Source organism: Rufibacter immobilis (assembly GCF_003721565.1).
Classification (GTDB): Bacteria; Bacteroidota; Bacteroidia; order Cytophagales; family Hymenobacteraceae; genus Nibribacter; species Nibribacter immobilis.
Genome location: NZ_RJJE01000001.1, coordinates 64,214 through 80,808, shown reverse-complemented (window position 1 = coordinate 80,808; position 16,595 = coordinate 64,214). Strand labels below are relative to the sequence as shown.

Annotated in this window: 12 protein-coding genes and 1 pseudogene; 2 read left to right on the top strand and 11 right to left on the bottom strand. The window is 51.2% G+C overall.

The features are described 5' to 3' along the window. Window positions 1–131 precede the first annotated feature (131 nt). Together EFA69_RS00335 and EFA69_RS00330 are read left to right on the top strand one after the other, a co-directional pair. On the top strand, window positions 132–1,556 hold the full coding sequence (locus EFA69_RS00335; protein WP_123131106.1) for a sodium:solute symporter family protein: 1,425 nt from the start codon (window positions 132–134) through the stop codon (window positions 1,554–1,556). A 95-nt stretch (window positions 1,557–1,651) separates the two neighbouring features. Next, on the top strand, window positions 1,652–2,650 hold the full coding sequence (locus tag EFA69_RS00330) for an NADP-dependent oxidoreductase (RefSeq protein WP_123131105.1): 999 nt from the start codon (window positions 1,652–1,654) through the stop codon (window positions 2,648–2,650). Window positions 2,651–3,068: 418 nt separating this feature from the next. Here the strand turns inward: EFA69_RS00330 and argH are convergent, their stop codons facing one another. The 11 genes and pseudogenes from argH to EFA69_RS00275 form a co-directional block, all read right to left on the bottom strand. Further along, window positions 3,069–4,400 carry an argininosuccinate lyase gene (gene argH, locus EFA69_RS00325; protein WP_123131104.1) on the bottom strand — a complete coding sequence of 444 codons (1,332 nt, stop codon included), beginning with the start codon at window positions 4,398–4,400 and terminating at the stop codon, window positions 3,069–3,071. 1 nt (window position 4,401) lies between these two features. Beyond that, window positions 4,402–5,466, bottom strand: coding sequence for a M20 family metallo-hydrolase (locus tag EFA69_RS00320; RefSeq protein ID WP_123131103.1), 1,065 nt, complete (start codon window positions 5,464–5,466; stop codon window positions 4,402–4,404). Window positions 5,467–5,716: 250 nt separating this feature from the next. Beyond that, window positions 5,717–6,538 carry a pyrroline-5-carboxylate reductase gene (proC, locus tag EFA69_RS00315; RefSeq protein ID WP_123131102.1) on the bottom strand — a complete coding sequence of 274 codons (822 nt, stop codon included), beginning with the start codon at window positions 6,536–6,538 and terminating at the stop codon, window positions 5,717–5,719. Between the two features lie 544 nt (window positions 6,539–7,082). Continuing rightward, window positions 7,083–7,877 (bottom strand): acetylglutamate kinase, encoded by a 795-nt coding sequence (gene argB, locus EFA69_RS00310; RefSeq protein WP_123131101.1) that lies wholly within the window; start codon window positions 7,875–7,877, stop codon window positions 7,083–7,085. A 450-nt stretch (window positions 7,878–8,327) separates the two neighbouring features. After that, a complete protein-coding gene (locus tag EFA69_RS00305) occupies window positions 8,328–9,284 on the bottom strand; it encodes an N-acetylornithine carbamoyltransferase (protein WP_123131100.1) in 957 nt (318 codons plus the stop codon). Window positions 9,285–9,350: 66 nt separating this feature from the next. Further along, on the bottom strand, window positions 9,351–10,487 hold the full coding sequence (locus EFA69_RS00300) for an aspartate aminotransferase family protein (RefSeq protein WP_123131099.1): 1,137 nt from the start codon (window positions 10,485–10,487) through the stop codon (window positions 9,351–9,353). A gap of 298 nt (window positions 10,488–10,785) precedes the next feature. Next, window positions 10,786–11,778 (bottom strand): N-acetyl-gamma-glutamyl-phosphate reductase, encoded by a 993-nt coding sequence (argC, locus tag EFA69_RS00295; RefSeq protein ID WP_123131098.1) that lies wholly within the window; start codon window positions 11,776–11,778, stop codon window positions 10,786–10,788. Next, window positions 11,765–12,961 carry an argininosuccinate synthase gene (argG, locus tag EFA69_RS00290; RefSeq protein WP_123131097.1) on the bottom strand — a complete coding sequence of 399 codons (1,197 nt, stop codon included), beginning with the start codon at window positions 12,959–12,961 and terminating at the stop codon, window positions 11,765–11,767. Before argG ends, argC begins: the two co-directional genes overlap by 14 nt. 197 nt (window positions 12,962–13,158) lie before the next feature. After that, window positions 13,159–13,710: pseudogene (locus tag EFA69_RS00285) on the bottom strand (GNAT family N-acetyltransferase); the annotation flags it as partial. A 494-nt stretch (window positions 13,711–14,204) separates the two neighbouring features. Further along, window positions 14,205–15,047, bottom strand: a complete 843-nt coding sequence (locus EFA69_RS00280) for a DUF1735 domain-containing protein (RefSeq protein ID WP_123131096.1) — start codon at window positions 15,045–15,047, stop codon at window positions 14,205–14,207. Window positions 15,048–15,073: 26 nt separating this feature from the next. Then, window positions 15,074–16,588: a SusD/RagB family nutrient-binding outer membrane lipoprotein gene (locus tag EFA69_RS00275; protein WP_123131095.1), complete on the bottom strand. Its 1,515-nt coding sequence runs from the start codon at window positions 16,586–16,588 to the stop codon at window positions 15,074–15,076. Window positions 16,589–16,595: the final 7 nt, after the last annotated feature.

Genomic DNA, 16,595 nt, shown 5'->3' with positions numbered 1-16,595 from the left:
TAATCAAAGAAAGCGCTGTTTTAGGGAAGACCTTTTACTTGTGTTGGAGCGAAAGTAGCAAAACCTGTAACTTGTCTTCCGTTTAGGGGCCGTTTTTGGAAAAAGAGCCTCAAAACAGAAATCCTTTGTCTATGCTTGTTTTCTTCGTACTGCTATACCTGGCGCTTAATGTATTGCTGGGCTTATGGGCCGCCCGCCGCGTGCATAATACCTCAGATTTCATGTTGGCTGGTAGGGCATTACCCTTGCCCATGGCCACCGCGGTGGTGTTTGCCACCTGGTTCGGGTCTGAGACCATTCTGGGAGCCTCTGCCGAGGTGGCCGAAGAAGGATTGATGGGCATGGTGGAGGACCCGTTGGGCGCGGCGCTTTGTCTGGTGTTAGTAGGGCTGTTCTTCGCCCGTAAACTGTATCGCATGAACCTGCTTACCTTCGGAGATTTTTACCGCGTCAAGTTTGGCCGGCCGGCCGAGGTAGTGGCCTCTGTCTGCCTGGTGGTTTCTTACTTTGGTTGGGTGGCGGCGCAGATGGTGGCCTTGGGCATAGCGTTCAACCTGCTGCTGGGTACCTCCCTGTGGCAAGGGGTATTGCTGGGAAGCTTTTTGGTAGTAGTATATACTTATTTTGGGGGCATGTGGAGCGTAAGCGTCACAGACTACCTCCAAACCATCATGATTATTCTGGGGCTGCTGGTGGTCACGTGGTGGGTTATGCGTGAGAAGCCTATCTCAGAAGTCACCGCTAGTTTACCAGCCAGTTTTTACCGGATCACGCCTACAACCGGCACTTCCTTTACCGGATGGCTCAATTACCTGGCCCTCTGGCTGACCATTGGTCTAGGCTCTATTCCGCAACAAGACGTGTTCCAGCGGGTTATGGCCGCTAAGTCTGAGAAGGTGGCGGTAAGCGCCTCACTGCTGGCGGCGTTTCTTTACGTGACAGTGGCGCTGCTGCCGCTGGTACTGGCGGTCTATGCCAAAGTACTGCACCCTGAATTAGCTACCAAAGATGCTCAAATGCTGGTGCCTAGCCTGATTTTGGGCAACAGCCCCATGCTCATTAAAGTGTTGTTTTTTGGGGCGCTGATCTCAGCCATCATCAGTACGGCCAGTGGGGCTATACTGGCCCCTGCGTCTATTTTGAGCGAGAACCTGCTGCGCCCCTTTTTCAAGAAAATGACCGATCAGAAGTTGCTGGCCCTGTCCAGACTGAGTGTGTTGGTGGTGACCGTTGTCTCCTTGGGCTTCGCCTTATCCCGGAACAACATCCATGAGCTGGTGAGCGAGTCTTCGGCGCTGAGTCTGGTGAGTCTGCTGGTGCCGCTGGTGGCGGGCATTTACTTCAGGAAAACTTCGGCGGGAGCCGCTATCCTGTCTATGGTACTGGGCATGGGGGTGTGGTTTTTCTGCCGAATCTCCGGTACTGAGGTAGAACCCATGTGGTACGGTTTGGCCGCAAGTGCGCTGGGTTATCTACTGGGCGTGGTATGGCCTTGGAGGGCCCAACAGGTGCTCTTGCAGCCCAACCCAGCGCCAGAGAAGGCCCCGGTACCCTAAACGCTACCTCCTCTGGGCATACCCTTTCCCGCCGAAGACCGTTTCTTTACAGAGGGCTTGCGCTTAAGCGAGCCATACTATTGTAGAGAAACACCATGGAAATTACACAGATCGTATTGGCCAGTCGGCCGAAGGGAAACCCCAGCAAAGATAATTTCAGGTTTGAGAAAGTAGAGTTGCCGGCTTTACAGGAAGGGCAGGTGCTGCTGGAACCGCAGTTTTTCTCCGTTGACCCGTACATGCGCGGTCGCATGAACGATGCCAAGTCCTACACGCCCCCGTTTCAGGTAGATGCGCCGCTGGAAGGCGGGGTAGTGGCGAAGGTGCTGGAATCCAAGAGCGAGGCCCTGCAACCCGGCGATGTAGTGCTGGGCGCGCTCCCGTGGGCCACGCAATCCATCGCGGAAGCCAAAAAGCTCCAGAAAATTGACACCAGCCTGGCCCCCGCCAGCTATTACTTGGGCATTCTGGGCATGCCCGGCTTAACCGCCTATTTCGGTCTGCTGGACATCGGGCAGCCCAAGGAGGGCGAGACGGTGGTGGTATCGGGCGCAGCCGGCGCCGTGGGCACGGTAGTAGGGCAGGTTGCCAAGCTCAAAGGCTGCCGCGTGGTGGGTTTGGCCGGCTCAGACGAGAAAGCCGAGCTGCTGAAAAAGGAGTTCGGCTACGATGAAGTGATTAACTACAAAACCACCCAAGACCTGCGTTCCGACCTGAAAGCCGCCTGCCCCAACGGCGTGGATGTGTATTTTGACAACGTGGGCGGCGAGATCACTGATGCCGTTTTTTCGCTCATCAACTTCCACGCCCGCCTCGCCATCTGCGGCCAAATTGCGCATTACAACGACGAAAAGCCCCAGCAGGGCCCCCGGTTCCTGCCGCTGGTACTCACCCGCAGCGCGCTCATCAAAGGCTTCATCGTGAGCAACTACCACGCCCGCTTCCCCGAAGCCATGCAGCAACTAAGCACCTGGGTCAAAGAAGGCAAACTCCACTACCAGGAAACCATCCTGGAAGGCTTCGACCAACTCCCTGACGCGTTCTTAGGTCTGTTTACCGGCCAGAACCAAGGGAAGATGCTGGTGAAGGTGTAAGGCTTTGGTATCAGGTGAAAAGATAAGCCCTCCCAGGTTTCCTAAACCTGGGAGGGCTTTTGCGTTTAGCGGTTCTTTTTCTGAAAACAGGCCCAAAACGCATTGAAGGGTCTTACCAATTACAGCTTGTACGCATTCCGTCCCCCTTTGAGGGGGTAGGGGGATGATGACGCATGCTGAAGGAGGTATTCCAGAATTTACTTTCGCGCCTTGATGATAAATCTACCTGTGGCTCTCGGCGGTCTGGAGACTCGCCTCATCCCGAGGCACGAGACTGGAGTCTCGCGCCAGTAAAAAAAGACCTCCCAGGTTTTCAAAACCTGGGAGGTCTACTGCGTTTTGGGCCTGTTTTCAGAAAAAGAGCTGCTAAACGCATCTCCAGTGTTGCCCTGCATTGGAAAAGGAGATAGGAGGAAGCTTACGCCAGCAACTCTGCAATAGCCTTATCTACTTTCTCAAACTGGAAGCCGTTCAGCACATCTTCCATCAAGCCTTTGATCTGCTCTGTACACAGGTTCCCAATGCTGCCTTCATGCGTGTGGTTTACCGTTTCTGGCCGTTCAAACTCGCCTTTCTCAATGGCCAACCCTACGTTTTTGTAAGCGTCTCTGAACGGCACACCGCTCAACACCTGGTTGTTCACCACTTCCACGCTGAAGAGGTACTGGTATTTTTCGTCTTTCAGGATGTCTTGGTTCAGTTTCAGGTGCGGGAGCATGAAGGTCATCATCTCCAGGCAGTTCCTGATTTCGGTGAAGGCGGGGAAGAAGCTTTCTTTGAGCAATTGCAGTTCGCGGTGGTAGCCGGAGGGCAGGTTGCCCAGGAGCATCTGAATTTCGGTGGGAAGCGCTTGCAGGCGGTTGCACTTGCCGCGCATGATCTCGAACACATCGGGGTTTTTCTTGTGCGGCATGATGCTGGAGCCGGTCGTCAGCTCGTCGGGCAGCGTCACGAAAGCGAAGTTCTGGCTCATGTACAGGCACACGTCCATGGCCATGCGGCCGAGGGTGCTAGCGATGGAGGCCAGGCCCATGCTCACGCTGCGCTCGGTTTTGCCCCGGCCCATCTGGGCGTACACCACGTTGTAGTTCAGCGCCTCGAAGCCTAGTAAATCCGTCGTCATCTGGCGGTTGAGCGGGAAGGAACTGCCGTAGCCAGCCGCTGAGCCTAGTGGGTTCTTGTTGCTGATTTTATAAGCTGCTTGCAACAGTTGCAGGTCATCTACCAGACTTTCGGCGTACGCCCCAAACCACAACCCAAACGAAGACGGCATGGCCACTTGCAAGTGTGTATAACCGGGCAGCAAGATGTCTTTATTTTTTTCGCTCAACTCCTGTAGCGTGTTGAACAGTGTGTGCACGGCCTCTACCGTCTGGCGGATTTCATGGCGGATGAACAGTTTCAGGTCCACCAGCACCTGGTCGTTGCGGGAACGGCCGCTGTGGATTTTCTTGCCCGCTTCGCCCAAACGGCGCGTTAAAAGCAACTCTACCTGCGAGTGGACGTCTTCCACGCCTGGCTCAATTTCAAACTCGCCCCGCTCAATGCTTTGGTATATTTCCTTGAGTTCGCGCTGCACGGCGGCCAGGTCTTCCGGCTCCATGAGCCCGATGCTCTCCAGCATGCGCGTGTGCGCTAGGGAGCCCAGCACGTCAAAAGGAGCCAACTGTAAGTCCATTTCGGCGTCTTTGCCCACGGTGAATTTCTCAACGTTCTGCGCCACGGAGGTTTCTTTCTGCCAGAGTTTCATGCTAAGCGGTAATAACGGGTGTCAAAAGTTCTATGTAAAGCTGAATGCCTTCTTCCAGTTCTGAAAGGTAAATATATTCATCGGCGGTATGCGACCGCGCCGAGTCACCGGGGCCAATTTTGAGCGAAGGAATGCTCAATAGCGCCTGGTCTGAGGTGGTAGGGGAGCCGTAAAGTTCCCGCCCCAGCTTGATGCCCGATTGCACAATGGGGTGGTTCTGGTCAATAGACGAAGGCCGCAAACGGGTAGACCGCGGTGTCACCTCGCTTTTCACGTGCTCCCGAATGATGGTTAACACTTCCTCGGGCTGATAGGCATCGGTCATCCGTACATCTACCGTAAACTTGCATTGGTCCGGTACCACGTTGTGCTGCGTTCCCGCCTGAATCACCGTCACGCTCATTTTGATAGGCCCCAAGAAGCTGGACTCCTTCTGGAAACGGAACGTGCGGAACCACTCTATATCAGGCAGCGCCTCATAGATGGCATTGACGCCTTCCTCCCGCGCGGCATGACCGCCTTGTCCGTGGGCTATGCAATCCAGTACTATTAAGCCTTTTTCGGCCACGGCCAGGTGCATTTGGGTAGGTTCGCCCACTATGGCAAACTCCACCGGGCCCAGTTCTGGGTACACCAGCTCAATGCCGTTTCTGCCCGAGATTTCTTCTTCGGCGGTAGCCGCCAGCACCAGGTTATACGTCAAATCCTGCCGCTCATAAAAGTGCAGGAACGTAGCGATGAGCGACACCAAGCAACCACCGGCATCATTGCTGCCCAGCCCAATGAGTTTGCCGTCTTGCACCGTAGGCGTGAACGGGTCAAACGTCCAGCTGGGGTGGGGCTTCACGGTGTCATGGTGCGAGTTCAACAGCACCGTGGGCAAGGCTGGGTTGTAGTGTTTATTGAACGCCCAGACGTTGTTCTGCTGCCGGTGAATTTCCACGCCCCGCACCTGTAGAAACTGAGCTATCGCCTTCGCCGTCCCCGCCTCCTCGCGGCTGAACGACTGGATGGAAATCAATTGCTGGAGTAACGCGAGGGCGTCTTGGTATAAGGTGTTGTTCATTGTTTAAATTCAAAATTCCGCTGGCGTGAGTTTGCAACTCGTGCCTACAGATAAGGAGTAGTCTCCAGACTACTCTCGCTGCAACGCAGCGACAGCACACATGGCTGATCTGTCTTTAGCTTTTGGTTTCCGGCGAGTCTGGAGACTCGCTTCATCCTTTGTCACGAGACTTCAGTCTCGCGCCAGAAGTTTTCTGTTTTCGGCCTGTTTTCGGAAAAAGAGCCGCTAAACGCAAGCGTGCAAATGACCTCTATTTTTCGTCGGTATATAACTTCTCCGCTTTTTGCGCCGAGGTTCTAATTCCCTTAATCATGGCCGAGCTGAAACCGTTGTGTTCCATTTCGTTCAGGCCGGCAATGGTGCAGCCTTTGGGCGAGGTCACTTTGTCAATTTCGTTCTCGGGGTGACTGCCGAAGTGCAGCAACAGCGAAGCCGCGCCTTTAGCCGTTTGAGCGGCCATACGTAGTGCATCTCCCGCATGAAAACCAATCTCGGTGCCGCCCTGAGCCGCTGCGCGGATGGACCGTAAAAAGAAGGCAATACCGCAGGCCACCAAGGCCGTCGCCGAGGACATGAGTTCTTCCTCAATTTCCACAGTCTCACCCACGGCGGAGAAGATGTCTTTTACCAGTTCTATGTTCTCTGGCGAGGCGTTTTTACTGGCAATACAGGTCATGGACTCCTGAATAGCGATGGCAGTGTTAGGCATGGCCCGCACCACTTCCACTACCTTGCCAATGCGGGTGATAATGTCAGTCACGGCCACGCCCGTCACTATGGAGATGAACAGATGGCGGCTGGGGTCGATGCTCTCCAAGATATTGTCCAGCACGCTGTCCAGCTGTTGCGGTAGAATGCTGAGCACGATGATGTCGGCCTCGGCCACGGCCAGCGCGTTGTTGCTGGAGGCGCGGTAGCCCTGCTCCACCATTGCATCTAATAGCTTGGTATTGCGGCGGGTGAGGGTGATGTCCTCGGCGCGGTACTTGCCCGAGGCCACCATGCCCTTCGCCAAGGCAATGCCCATGTTGCCACCGCCCAGAATGGCTATTTTTTTGTACTGTTCACTCATGGTGCACTTCGTTTGAGCCGATTGTTCGGCTGAGTTTCTATGGTTGCTCCTGCAAGAAAACCATTTTGCCTTTGCAAAAGCTGTTTCCTGACTATTTTCTGAAAAACAGCCGCTAAACGCTTCTGGCCGAGACACTCGCAGGAGCTGCGCACACTACGAGGTCTTTTGCGTTGAAGCCATTGGAGGAACGCTGCTCCTTTCCAATTCTACTACTTTCTCACCTGACGCAAGCGTCCGCTTGTGCAAATGTTCCGTTCTAGTATGCGTCGGGAAACAAGCGGATGCTTGCGCCAGAATCTTTCTTGACCCTAGAGTTTTAGTTTTTGCCCTGATTTCAGAAAAAGATCCCCTAAACGCATCTTCTGAATTCTCTTTCTTATTGGAGTGAGAGGAACTTCACTGGCGCGAGTCTCCAGACTCGTGCCGATGCGTGCGTGGAGTCTCCAGACTCCATTTTGCCCGCATTCACCGCTCCGTGGTTTCCGGCGAGTCTGGAGACTCGCTTCATCCTTTGGCACGAGACGGAAGTCTCGCGCCAGTATTCTTACAGCGTAATTTTCGTTCCCGCCTTTCCGACTACGGCGATGTCCTGAATCTCGGCGGCATCACCGATGATAACAACTTTCACCCCGGCCTGAAGCGCCGAGAAGGCATTGTCCAGCTTCGGCAGCATCCCCGCGAAGATGGCGCCTTGTTCTTTCAGCTCGGCATAATAGGGCGGTTGAAGATGGTGAATCACGCTGGTTTCATCTTCTACATCCAGGAGCACGCCTTTCTTTTCGAAGCAATAAATCAAGTTCACCTCAAACTGGCGGCTCAAAGCCACGGCCAGGGTAGAGGCGATGGTATCTGCGTTGGTATTGAGCAGGCTGCCCTGTCCGTCATGCGTGAGCGCGGCGAAAACGGGGGTGAGGCCCTGCTCGGCCAAAGAAGCCAGAAACGTTACGTTCACCTGCTCGGGATTTTCCACATCACCCACAAAACCGTAGTCAATGTCTTTCACCGGGCGCTTGTGGGCAGGAATGACGTTGGCATCGGCACCAGTCAGACCGAGGGAATTACAGCCTCTGGCTTGCAGTTGCGCCACCAGGTTCTTGTTTAGTAATCCGCCATAGACCATGGTGACCACGCGCAGGGTATCGGCATCGGTAATGCGGCGGCCGTTGACCATGTTAGGTTCAATGCCCAGCTGCTTGCTCAATTCCGAGGCAATTTTCCCGCCGCCGTGCACCAGCACTTTAGGGCCTTGCACGGAAGCAAAATCAGTTAGGAACTGTTCAAGCTGCGCCGGGTTGTCCAGCACGTTGCCGCCTATTTTGATGACGTTGAGTTTCTGCATGTTTTATTGGTATCACGTATCGCGTATCAGGTAGCACGACACAAGATTTTACTTGTTCTTCCAGATTGGTAGTTGTGAACAGTAACTGGACTTTCACTTGCTCTTCCGGATTTCTAATCCGGAAGCATTCTGTCGGGGATTTACTAATCCCCGTTTCTACAAATCTTGCCCATGGCTCCCGGCGGATTGATAAATCCGCAACAGAGGGGTTCGGGATTACAAATCCCGAACAGCATGGCAAGCCTTAGCTAAATGTTTTCCTTCCGTTTTTGGCCCGTTTTCTGGAGAACAGGCCGAAAACAGCTTTTTGCATGAAGCAAATTCTGTCTAGTTCGCCACCAGTATCCTTTCAGGATGACAAAAAATGATCCTGGTGGTAGTGACAGGGTTATCGCGCTTCTTTCTGGCAGACCTCACAGGTTTTCAAAAACTGTGAGGTCTTTGCAGGCATTACTGAATCCCTTCAAGTAACCTCTTCAGCACCGCTTGAGCGGCAAATTCACGGTTGGCGGCTTCGTTTACTACTAGGGAGTTCGGGCCGTCCAGGATTTCATCGCTGAGTTCCACGTTGCGGCGTACGGGCAGGCAGTGCATCACTTTGGCGTTGTTAGTGTTGGCCAGGTGCTGGTTCGTGAGCATCCAGCTGGCGTTTTGGGTGAGCACGGCACCGTAGTTGGGCTGAAAGGTGGACCAGTTCTTCACGTAGATGAAATCGGCCCCTTCTAACGCCTCTTGCTGGTTGTGGGTGATGGTGGCGCCTTGGGTGAACTGCGGGTCCAGCTCGTAGCCTTCGGGGTGAGTGATGACGAAGTCCACATCGGCGGCGCACATCCATTCGGCGAAGGAGTTAGGAACGGCCTGCGGAAGCGCCTTCACGTGTGGTCCCCAGGTCAAGACCACCTTCGGCCGACGGCCTTGTGGGGCGTGCTCGGTGATGGTGATCAAATCTGCCAAGCTTTGCAGCGGGTGACGGGTAGCCGACTCTAAGCTCACGAACGGCACGTTGGCGTACTGGATGAACTTCTTCAGAATCTCCTCAGAATAGTCTTCCTCTACGTTCTGCAGCTTCGGGAAGGAGCGGAGGCCCAGCACATCGCAGTACTGACCCATGACGGCGGCGGCGTCTTTGATGTGCTCTACGGTGGTGCCGTTCATGATGGCACCGTCCTGGGTTTCCAGTGCCCAGCCTTCCTGGCCCATGTTCATGACCATCACGTTCATGCCCAGACTCTGCGCTGCTTTCTGCGTGCTGAGGCGGGTGCGCAAGCTGGGGTTCAGGAAAATAAGGCCCAGCGTCTTGCGCTTGCCCAGGTGCTCAAACGCGTACGGGTTTTTCTTCAACTCCAGCGCTTCCTGCACCAGGGCGTTTAGGTCTTCTACGTCGTGAACGGAAGTGAATTGCTTCATTATTTGTGGGTATCAAGTATCGCGTATCACGATACTAGTTGATAAAATCTAAAATCGTGATACGTGCTACTTGCTACATGATACAAGCGCAGCGAACGCCTCTAAAAATCTATCCAGCTCGGTCTGAGTTACGTTCAGGGCGGGCAGAATCCGGATGGTGTTTTTGTTGGAGGCAGAGCCGGTGAAGATGCGGTACTCGTCCAGCAGGGCTTTGCGAAGGGGAGCGCAAGGAGTTTCCAACTCAATGCCCACCATCAAGCCTTGACCGCGCACTTCGCGCACGCCGGGGATGGCTTTGGCTTTCTCCATGAGGTAGTCGCCCATTTGGGCAGCGTTCTCTACCAGATTCTCCTGCTCCATCACTTCCAGCACCGCCAAAGAAGCGGCGCAGGCCAAATAATTTCCCCCGAAGGTGGTGCCCAGCATGCCGTGCTTGGCCGGAATCTCCGGCGAAATCAAGACGCCCGCCACCGGGAAGCCGTTGCCCATGCCCTTGGCGATGGTAATCAAATCTGGCTTAATGCCTGCGTGCTGGTGCGCAAAAAACTTCCCGGAACGCCCGTACCCCGACTGGATTTCGTCCAGAATGAGCAGCGCGCCGTGTTTCTTGGCTAGTTTTTCCAACTCCTGCAAAAATGGCGTGGTAGGGATGTTCACGCCGCCCACACCCTGAATGCCTTCCACAATAATAGCGGCTACTTCGTTGGTCTGTAAAGCTTCTTCCACCGCGGTAGCATCATTGAACGGCAGAAAGATTATGTTCTCGGTCTCATTCACCGGGGCCACAATACTGCGGTCATCGGTAGCGGCCACTACCGCCGAGGTTCTGCCGTGAAACGACTTGCTGAACGAAATCACTTTCTTGCGGCCCGTGTGGAACGAGGCCAGTTTCAAGGCGTTTTCGTTCGCCTCTGCGCCGGAGTTAATCAGGAACAGTTGGTAATCTTCGTAGCCACTCAACTGGCCCAGTTTCTCCGCCAGTTCCTGCTGCTGCGGAATCTTCACGGAGTTAGAGTAGAAGCCAATGTTGTTGATTTGGTTGGTGAGGCGCTGCACATAATGCGGGTGGCTGTGGCCGATGGAAATCACGGCATGGCCGCCGTATAAATCCAGATACTCAGTGCCGTTCTCGTCCCAGAGCTTGGAGCCGAGGGCCTTCACAGGCGTGATATCGAAGAGGGGGTAAACGTCGAAGAGGTTCATGTTGAAGACGTAAGATTCAAGATGTAAGACATCAGACTTTTCCGTTTAGCGGCTGTTTTTCAGAAAACAGGCCGAAAACAGAAAATTGTATGTTGTTGGCGCGAAGGTTTGATTCACGTTAAGTGCAATTATTTAGATTGTCCTCCTGAAAGGACCTTGTGAGCATACTAAATAGCGTTGTAGTAAACGCTTTTACAGTTCGCCCACAAGGTCCTTTCAGGAGGACAAAAGAAGCGGAGGTTGAGGGTCTGTTTCTAGTTTAGGTCTGTTTTCTGAAAAACAGCCGCTAAACGGAAAGCTAAAACCCAATCGCTTTCAACTGCAAGCCCGCCCTTTCGTCCAGTCCGAACAGCAGGTTCATGTTCTGCACGGCCTGGCCCGAGGCACCTTTCAGCAGGTTGTCAATCAGGCTGGTGATGACCAGTTGATCCTCGTGCTTCTCTATATATAAGAGGCACTTGTTGGTGTTGACTACCTGTTTCAGGTCGGGGTTCTTATCAGTTACCAGCGTGTACGGGTGGCTTTCGTAATACTGCCTGAACAGTTGCTGGGCTTCTTCCAGGCTCAGGTCTGAGCGCAGGTAGGTGGTGCATAGAATGCCCCGGCTGAAGTTACCACGGTACGGCACAAAGCGGATAGTGGTGTCTAGGTTGCTTTGCAGCGATTGCAGGCTTTCTGTAATCTCATGCAGGTGCTGGTGCCCGAATACTTTATAGCTGGAGATATTATTGTTGCGCCAGCTGAAGTGCGACGTCTCGGCCAGTTTCTGTCCTGCGCCAGTAGAACCGGTAATGCCGCTCACGTGCACTTCTGCGGGCAGAGAACCGTTCTGCGCCAGCGGCAGCAAAGCCAACTGAATAGCCGTCGCAAAGCAACCTGGGTTGGCTACATTGGCCGCCGATTTTATCTTTTCCCGGTTCAGTTCTGGCAATCCGTACACGAATTGACGGTTACCAAAAGCAGATTTCTCTGTTAAGCGGAAATCCTGGCTCAGGTCAATGATTTTGACCGTGTCCGGAATAGGGTTAGCGTCTAAAAATTTCTTCGCATCGCCGTGGCCTACGCAGAGGAACAGCACGTCCACCTGGATGCCCAGTTCGTTTGTGAAAACCAACTCCGTATCACCCAGCAGGTCGGTGTGGGTGTCGGTGACAGGTTTGCCGGCCTGACTGTTGCTGTGCACAAAGCTGATTTCTACGTGAGAGTGGTGCACCAGCAAGCGGAGCAGCTCACCACCGGTGTAGCCTGCTCCGCCTACTATGCCCACTTTTATTAGATTATTCTGCGCCATCTTCGCCGTTGATTAAGCGGTACATCATGGTCTGGTTCCCGAAAATCTTGGAGAAGCCTTTCACGTCTTCGCCCGTCCAGGCGTTGTTCATCTCGCCGTACGATCCGAATTTAGACGACATCAAATCATGCTCCGATTCAATTCCTTCTACCTGGAAGCGGTACGGCGCCAGCCACACGTGTACTTTTCCGGTCACAGTTTTCTGCGTGTCGGTCAGGAACGTTTCGATGTTACGCATGGTAGGGTCCAGGAACTGGCCTTCATGCATCCAGTTACCGTACCACATAGCCAGGCTGTCTTTCCAGTATAACTGCCACTTGGTAAGCGTATGTTTCTCCAACGCGTGGTGTGCTTTGATGATGACCATGGGAGCCGCCGCCTCAAAACCCACGCGTCCTTTGATGCCAATAATAGTATCACCCACGTGAATGTCACGGCCAATGGCGAACCCACCGGCAATCTCCTGCAGCTTCTGGATCACGTGCACCGGATTGTCAAATAGCTCCTCGTTTAAACCAACCGGCTCACCGTTTTTGAAGTGCAGAGTAATGCGCTCCGGGGTTTCTTTAGTAAGCTGAGTTGGATACGCAGATTCTGGTAGCGCCTGATGAGAAGTCAAGGTCTCCTTGCCACCCACCGAGGTGCCCCAGATACCTTTGTTGATAGAGTACTGCGCCTTCTGGAAGTCCATCTCCACGCCTCGCTCTATCAGGTAGGCAATTTCTTCCTCTCTGGACAGTTTCAGGTCACGGATAGGCGTAATCACCTGCACGTTCGGCACCAGAATATTGAAGACCATGTCGAAACGTACTTGGTCGTTCCCTGCGCCGGTGCTACCGTGGGCCACCGCTTCGGCACCAATTTCCTGCGCATACTTGGCAATGGCCACGGCCTGCGAGATACGCTCCGCACTCACCGAAAGCGGGTAGGTGTTGTTCTTCAGAACGTTGCCAAAAATCAAATACTTCAAGCAAGACTGGTAGTAGTTATCGGTTTCGTCTAAGGTTACGTGTTGGGTCACGCCCAGATTCTCCGCCCTTCGGGCAATCTCCGCTAACTCCTCTTCAGAGAAGCCGCCGGTATTCACAATGGCCGAATAGATTTCATAACCTTGTTCCAGTAGGTACTTCACACAGAAAGATGTGTCTAAGCCGCCACTGAACGCGAGAACTACTTTTTTCATGGGTAAATTTTAATGGGTGTTATTTTCTAGTTTTTTGTCCCCCTTTGAAGGGGTAGGGGGATGACGACTCGTGCTGATGAATGCATGCCCGAGGAACATTCTCTTATTTGCTATGGCAGAAGTTCCTGCTTTGCTCCAGCATTGTCATCCCCCTACCCCCTTCAAAGGGGGACGACCAGCAATGTTTTAAATAATTATTCTTCTGTCTTCGGCGGAACGTAGAGCATGGCCGTGCAGAGGCAGTTGCTGCGGTTTTTGGCCGTTAAGATGTCAAAGTTCACACAGCTACGGCAGCCTTTCCAGAACTCCTCGTCGTTGGTGAGCTCAGAATAGGTCACTGGACGGTAGCCCAGATCTGAGTTGATCTTCATCACCGCAAGTGCCGTGGTGAGTCCGAAGATTTTGGCGTGGGGATATTTATTGCGCGATAGTTCAAACACTTTCTGCTTGATACGCTTAGCCAGACCACTCTTACGCAGGTGCGGCGACACAATCAAGCCGGAATTCGCCACGTACTCGCCATGACCCCACGTCTCAATGTAGCAGAACCCGGCCCACTTGCCTTCTGCATCAAACGCAATGACGGCTTTGCCTTCCCGCATTTTTAACGCCACATATTCCGGCGAGCGCTTGGCGATACCAGTTCCACGCGCTTTTGCCGATGACTCCATCTCATCGCAGATTTGTTGGGCATATGGGGTGTGTTCCTCTGTGGCCACCACCACCGTGAAATCAGATTGAGTTTCCATGGAAACAGATGCAATAGGCTGCAACTCTACAGCCGAAGCGCATGTACGCATCGCAGTATGTTTTGAAAAAATAAGTAAAAAGAAAAAGGGGTACTGCTACCAACTTTAAGAGTTGGTATACAGAGATACATCCGGTTTAGTTGTAGATCACAACCTACGCCGGTGGCCTAGCGCCTGGATCGGGTAAGGTAAATAGGTTCACAAAAAACTGTTCTGGGCAGAACAGAAAAAAGCGCACTCCCTGTGAAGGAGCGTTTTACCGTTGTAGTGACAACTGATAAAAGCGACTTTTTATTCATTGACGTAATTTAAAATTAACAAGCGGTGTGGGTGTGCCACTTCGCTACAAATTTTTCATATTAATATTGTAAAATGCAAGAGTTAGGTCAAAAAAAATATAAAGATTTAAGCCCGTTGCTGCCACAATGTCTGGAGTACATGCATAAAAAAAGGGAGCAACTGCTCCCTTTTTTTATGCATGTACTCCAGGTAAACTATTTTTTTACAAACGTTTCTTCAAAAGTTCTTGCCCCTCCATTAGAAGTCCATTTGAGATGAAAGGTTTTAGTAGCAGGGTCATAGTGGCTACTTGGATCAGTAGCAATTGGTAATAAGGTTGTCATAGATACAGTTACTTTATGAGTAATAGGATCTATATTCAAAGTCACTGCGTTTGAGTATACTCCTAATAGACCTGGAGATAATGTTACAGCATTTGCACCTAAAGTGATCATGTTTACTGTGTTAGTTCCATTTCCTAAAGAAGAAGTATATGTGTGGGTATATGCGCCATGATACTGATTCTGAGCACCAACTATTGCTAAGCGATTGCCAAAGTTACCACTTATTATATAGCCTGGTTTATCCACGCTAACAATGTTGAAACCTAATCCATAAGTAAAGTCTGCATTCAAATCAGAAGATTTTAAGCGGATTTTGACAACAGCTGATCTGCTCCCTTTAGGAATAGTTACGGTTAAGCCAGTACCTTCAAATGAGTAGAAATTATTAGGTAGTTGGGTAACAGTTGGATCTGTTGCAGGCTTATTCTTATTGTGATTGTCAATAATTTGTTGACTATTGCTAATACCTAGCTGTACTGTGATATCTTCTTGAGCAACCTCTTCTGCTGCAAGATTCACTGTAAGAAAGTCAATAACTTCAGCTTGCTCTGAGTAAGGTAAAAGTTGAGCAGAAACGGCTGGGAGCTCAATAATCTTTTTCGTATTAAGATCAATCATCCCATACTTCTGGTCTTCAATCATCTCATCATTCAGACAAGAGGAAAGGCTCATGGCAAGGAATGCCATGGGTAAAAACTTTGTGAACTTTTTCATATAATTAATGTCTTGAATGCTAGAAATTATTTATCCCAGAAAACTTTATCATTTTGAGGATTGATATTTCCTTCAGCAGCTACATTAGCAGAGTTATAAGTGTATTCAGCTTGAGGATAGAGTAATCTCTGAGGGATACGGTTATTACCTCTGTTAGGAGACAATGACAGTGGAAGATCAGTTGGTATACCTACTCTTCTATAATCTACCCAAGCTTCAAAATTATTTACACCCACTAATGCAAGATATTTTTGCATCACAATCAGATTAATCTTGTTTGCAGCAGCATCATAACTAGCAAAGCCTTCTGACAAGTATGTATTTGCTGTAGCTGTTGCGTTTGTAACACCTAACCAAATAAATGATTCTCTTACAGCATTCTCATAAGCAGCCTTAGCATCGCCTGATAACCAGCCTCTTTGAGTTGCTTCAGCTTGCAGAAACATACTCTCAACAGAAGTAAATAACCATTGTGGTTGAGTAGCTGATTTTGCAAGACCAGGACCAGCTACATCAGATGAGTTTGCAGCATTAGGAGCGCTATTAGGAATGATCTCACCAAAGTTATAGCCATAGTAGGTATTACCACCTAGCGGAGTGGCGGCAGCACTAAAGAAGTACTGATATCTAGGATCATTGTTACTGCGGAATTTGTTCAGAACATAGTTGTTAGCACGGTTATAATCATCTTTTGTGCCTAATGCTCCTTGCTTATAAGTCTCAAAATAAGGGTTCTGCTGATTAGCTGAACCTGCAGTATAACCTGGCTGTACGCTAGCAGATTGGGTTGTGCCTAAGAAACCACTACCATCAGTAGTTATTTTGGCAATCTCAGCTGTTGGGGCTGTACCTCCAAATACTTCAGATTGACGTAGCAGTAGCTTCAAGCGTTGTGAATTAATGAGCTTGCGCCACATCAACCTCTGGGTAGCAATATCAGCCGTTCTGCCCTTTCCAAATAGAATATCAACTTCGTTCATAGCAGTTGTGATTTCAGCATTAGCCATCAGCTTAGCTGCCTCATCTAACTGTGCCAGCAGGTCTGTGTAAATATCTTGTCCTTTGTCATAAGACGGTAAGATATTCCCAGTAACATCAAAGGCTTTAGAGTATGGCACATTGTTGTACTGGTCTACCAAATACATGAAGCCAATAGACTTTAATAATTTAGCAGATGCGACATAGAAGTTTTCACCACTAGCAGCAGCTTTTTTTTCCATGATATCTACGTCAGTGAGTAGATCATACCATCCAGACCATTCATCTGCTTGAAAACCAGTCGTGATATTATAGCTCTCTTGTTCCTGGCTTGGGCCGTAAGTTCCGGAGCGAGCCCAATATCCCATCCAATGAGCCGAGAAGTCATAGGAAGTAGCCATTCTGGAAGCTGTAGCATGTAATACTCTTGGGAGAATATACTGCGGGTTTACAGATTCAGACGTAGGGGAATTAGGATTCTCGTTAATATCAAAAAAATCATCACTACAACCCCATGCACTTAGCATCAGTATAGTGAATACAGAATATATTACTTTTTTCATTTTTAAC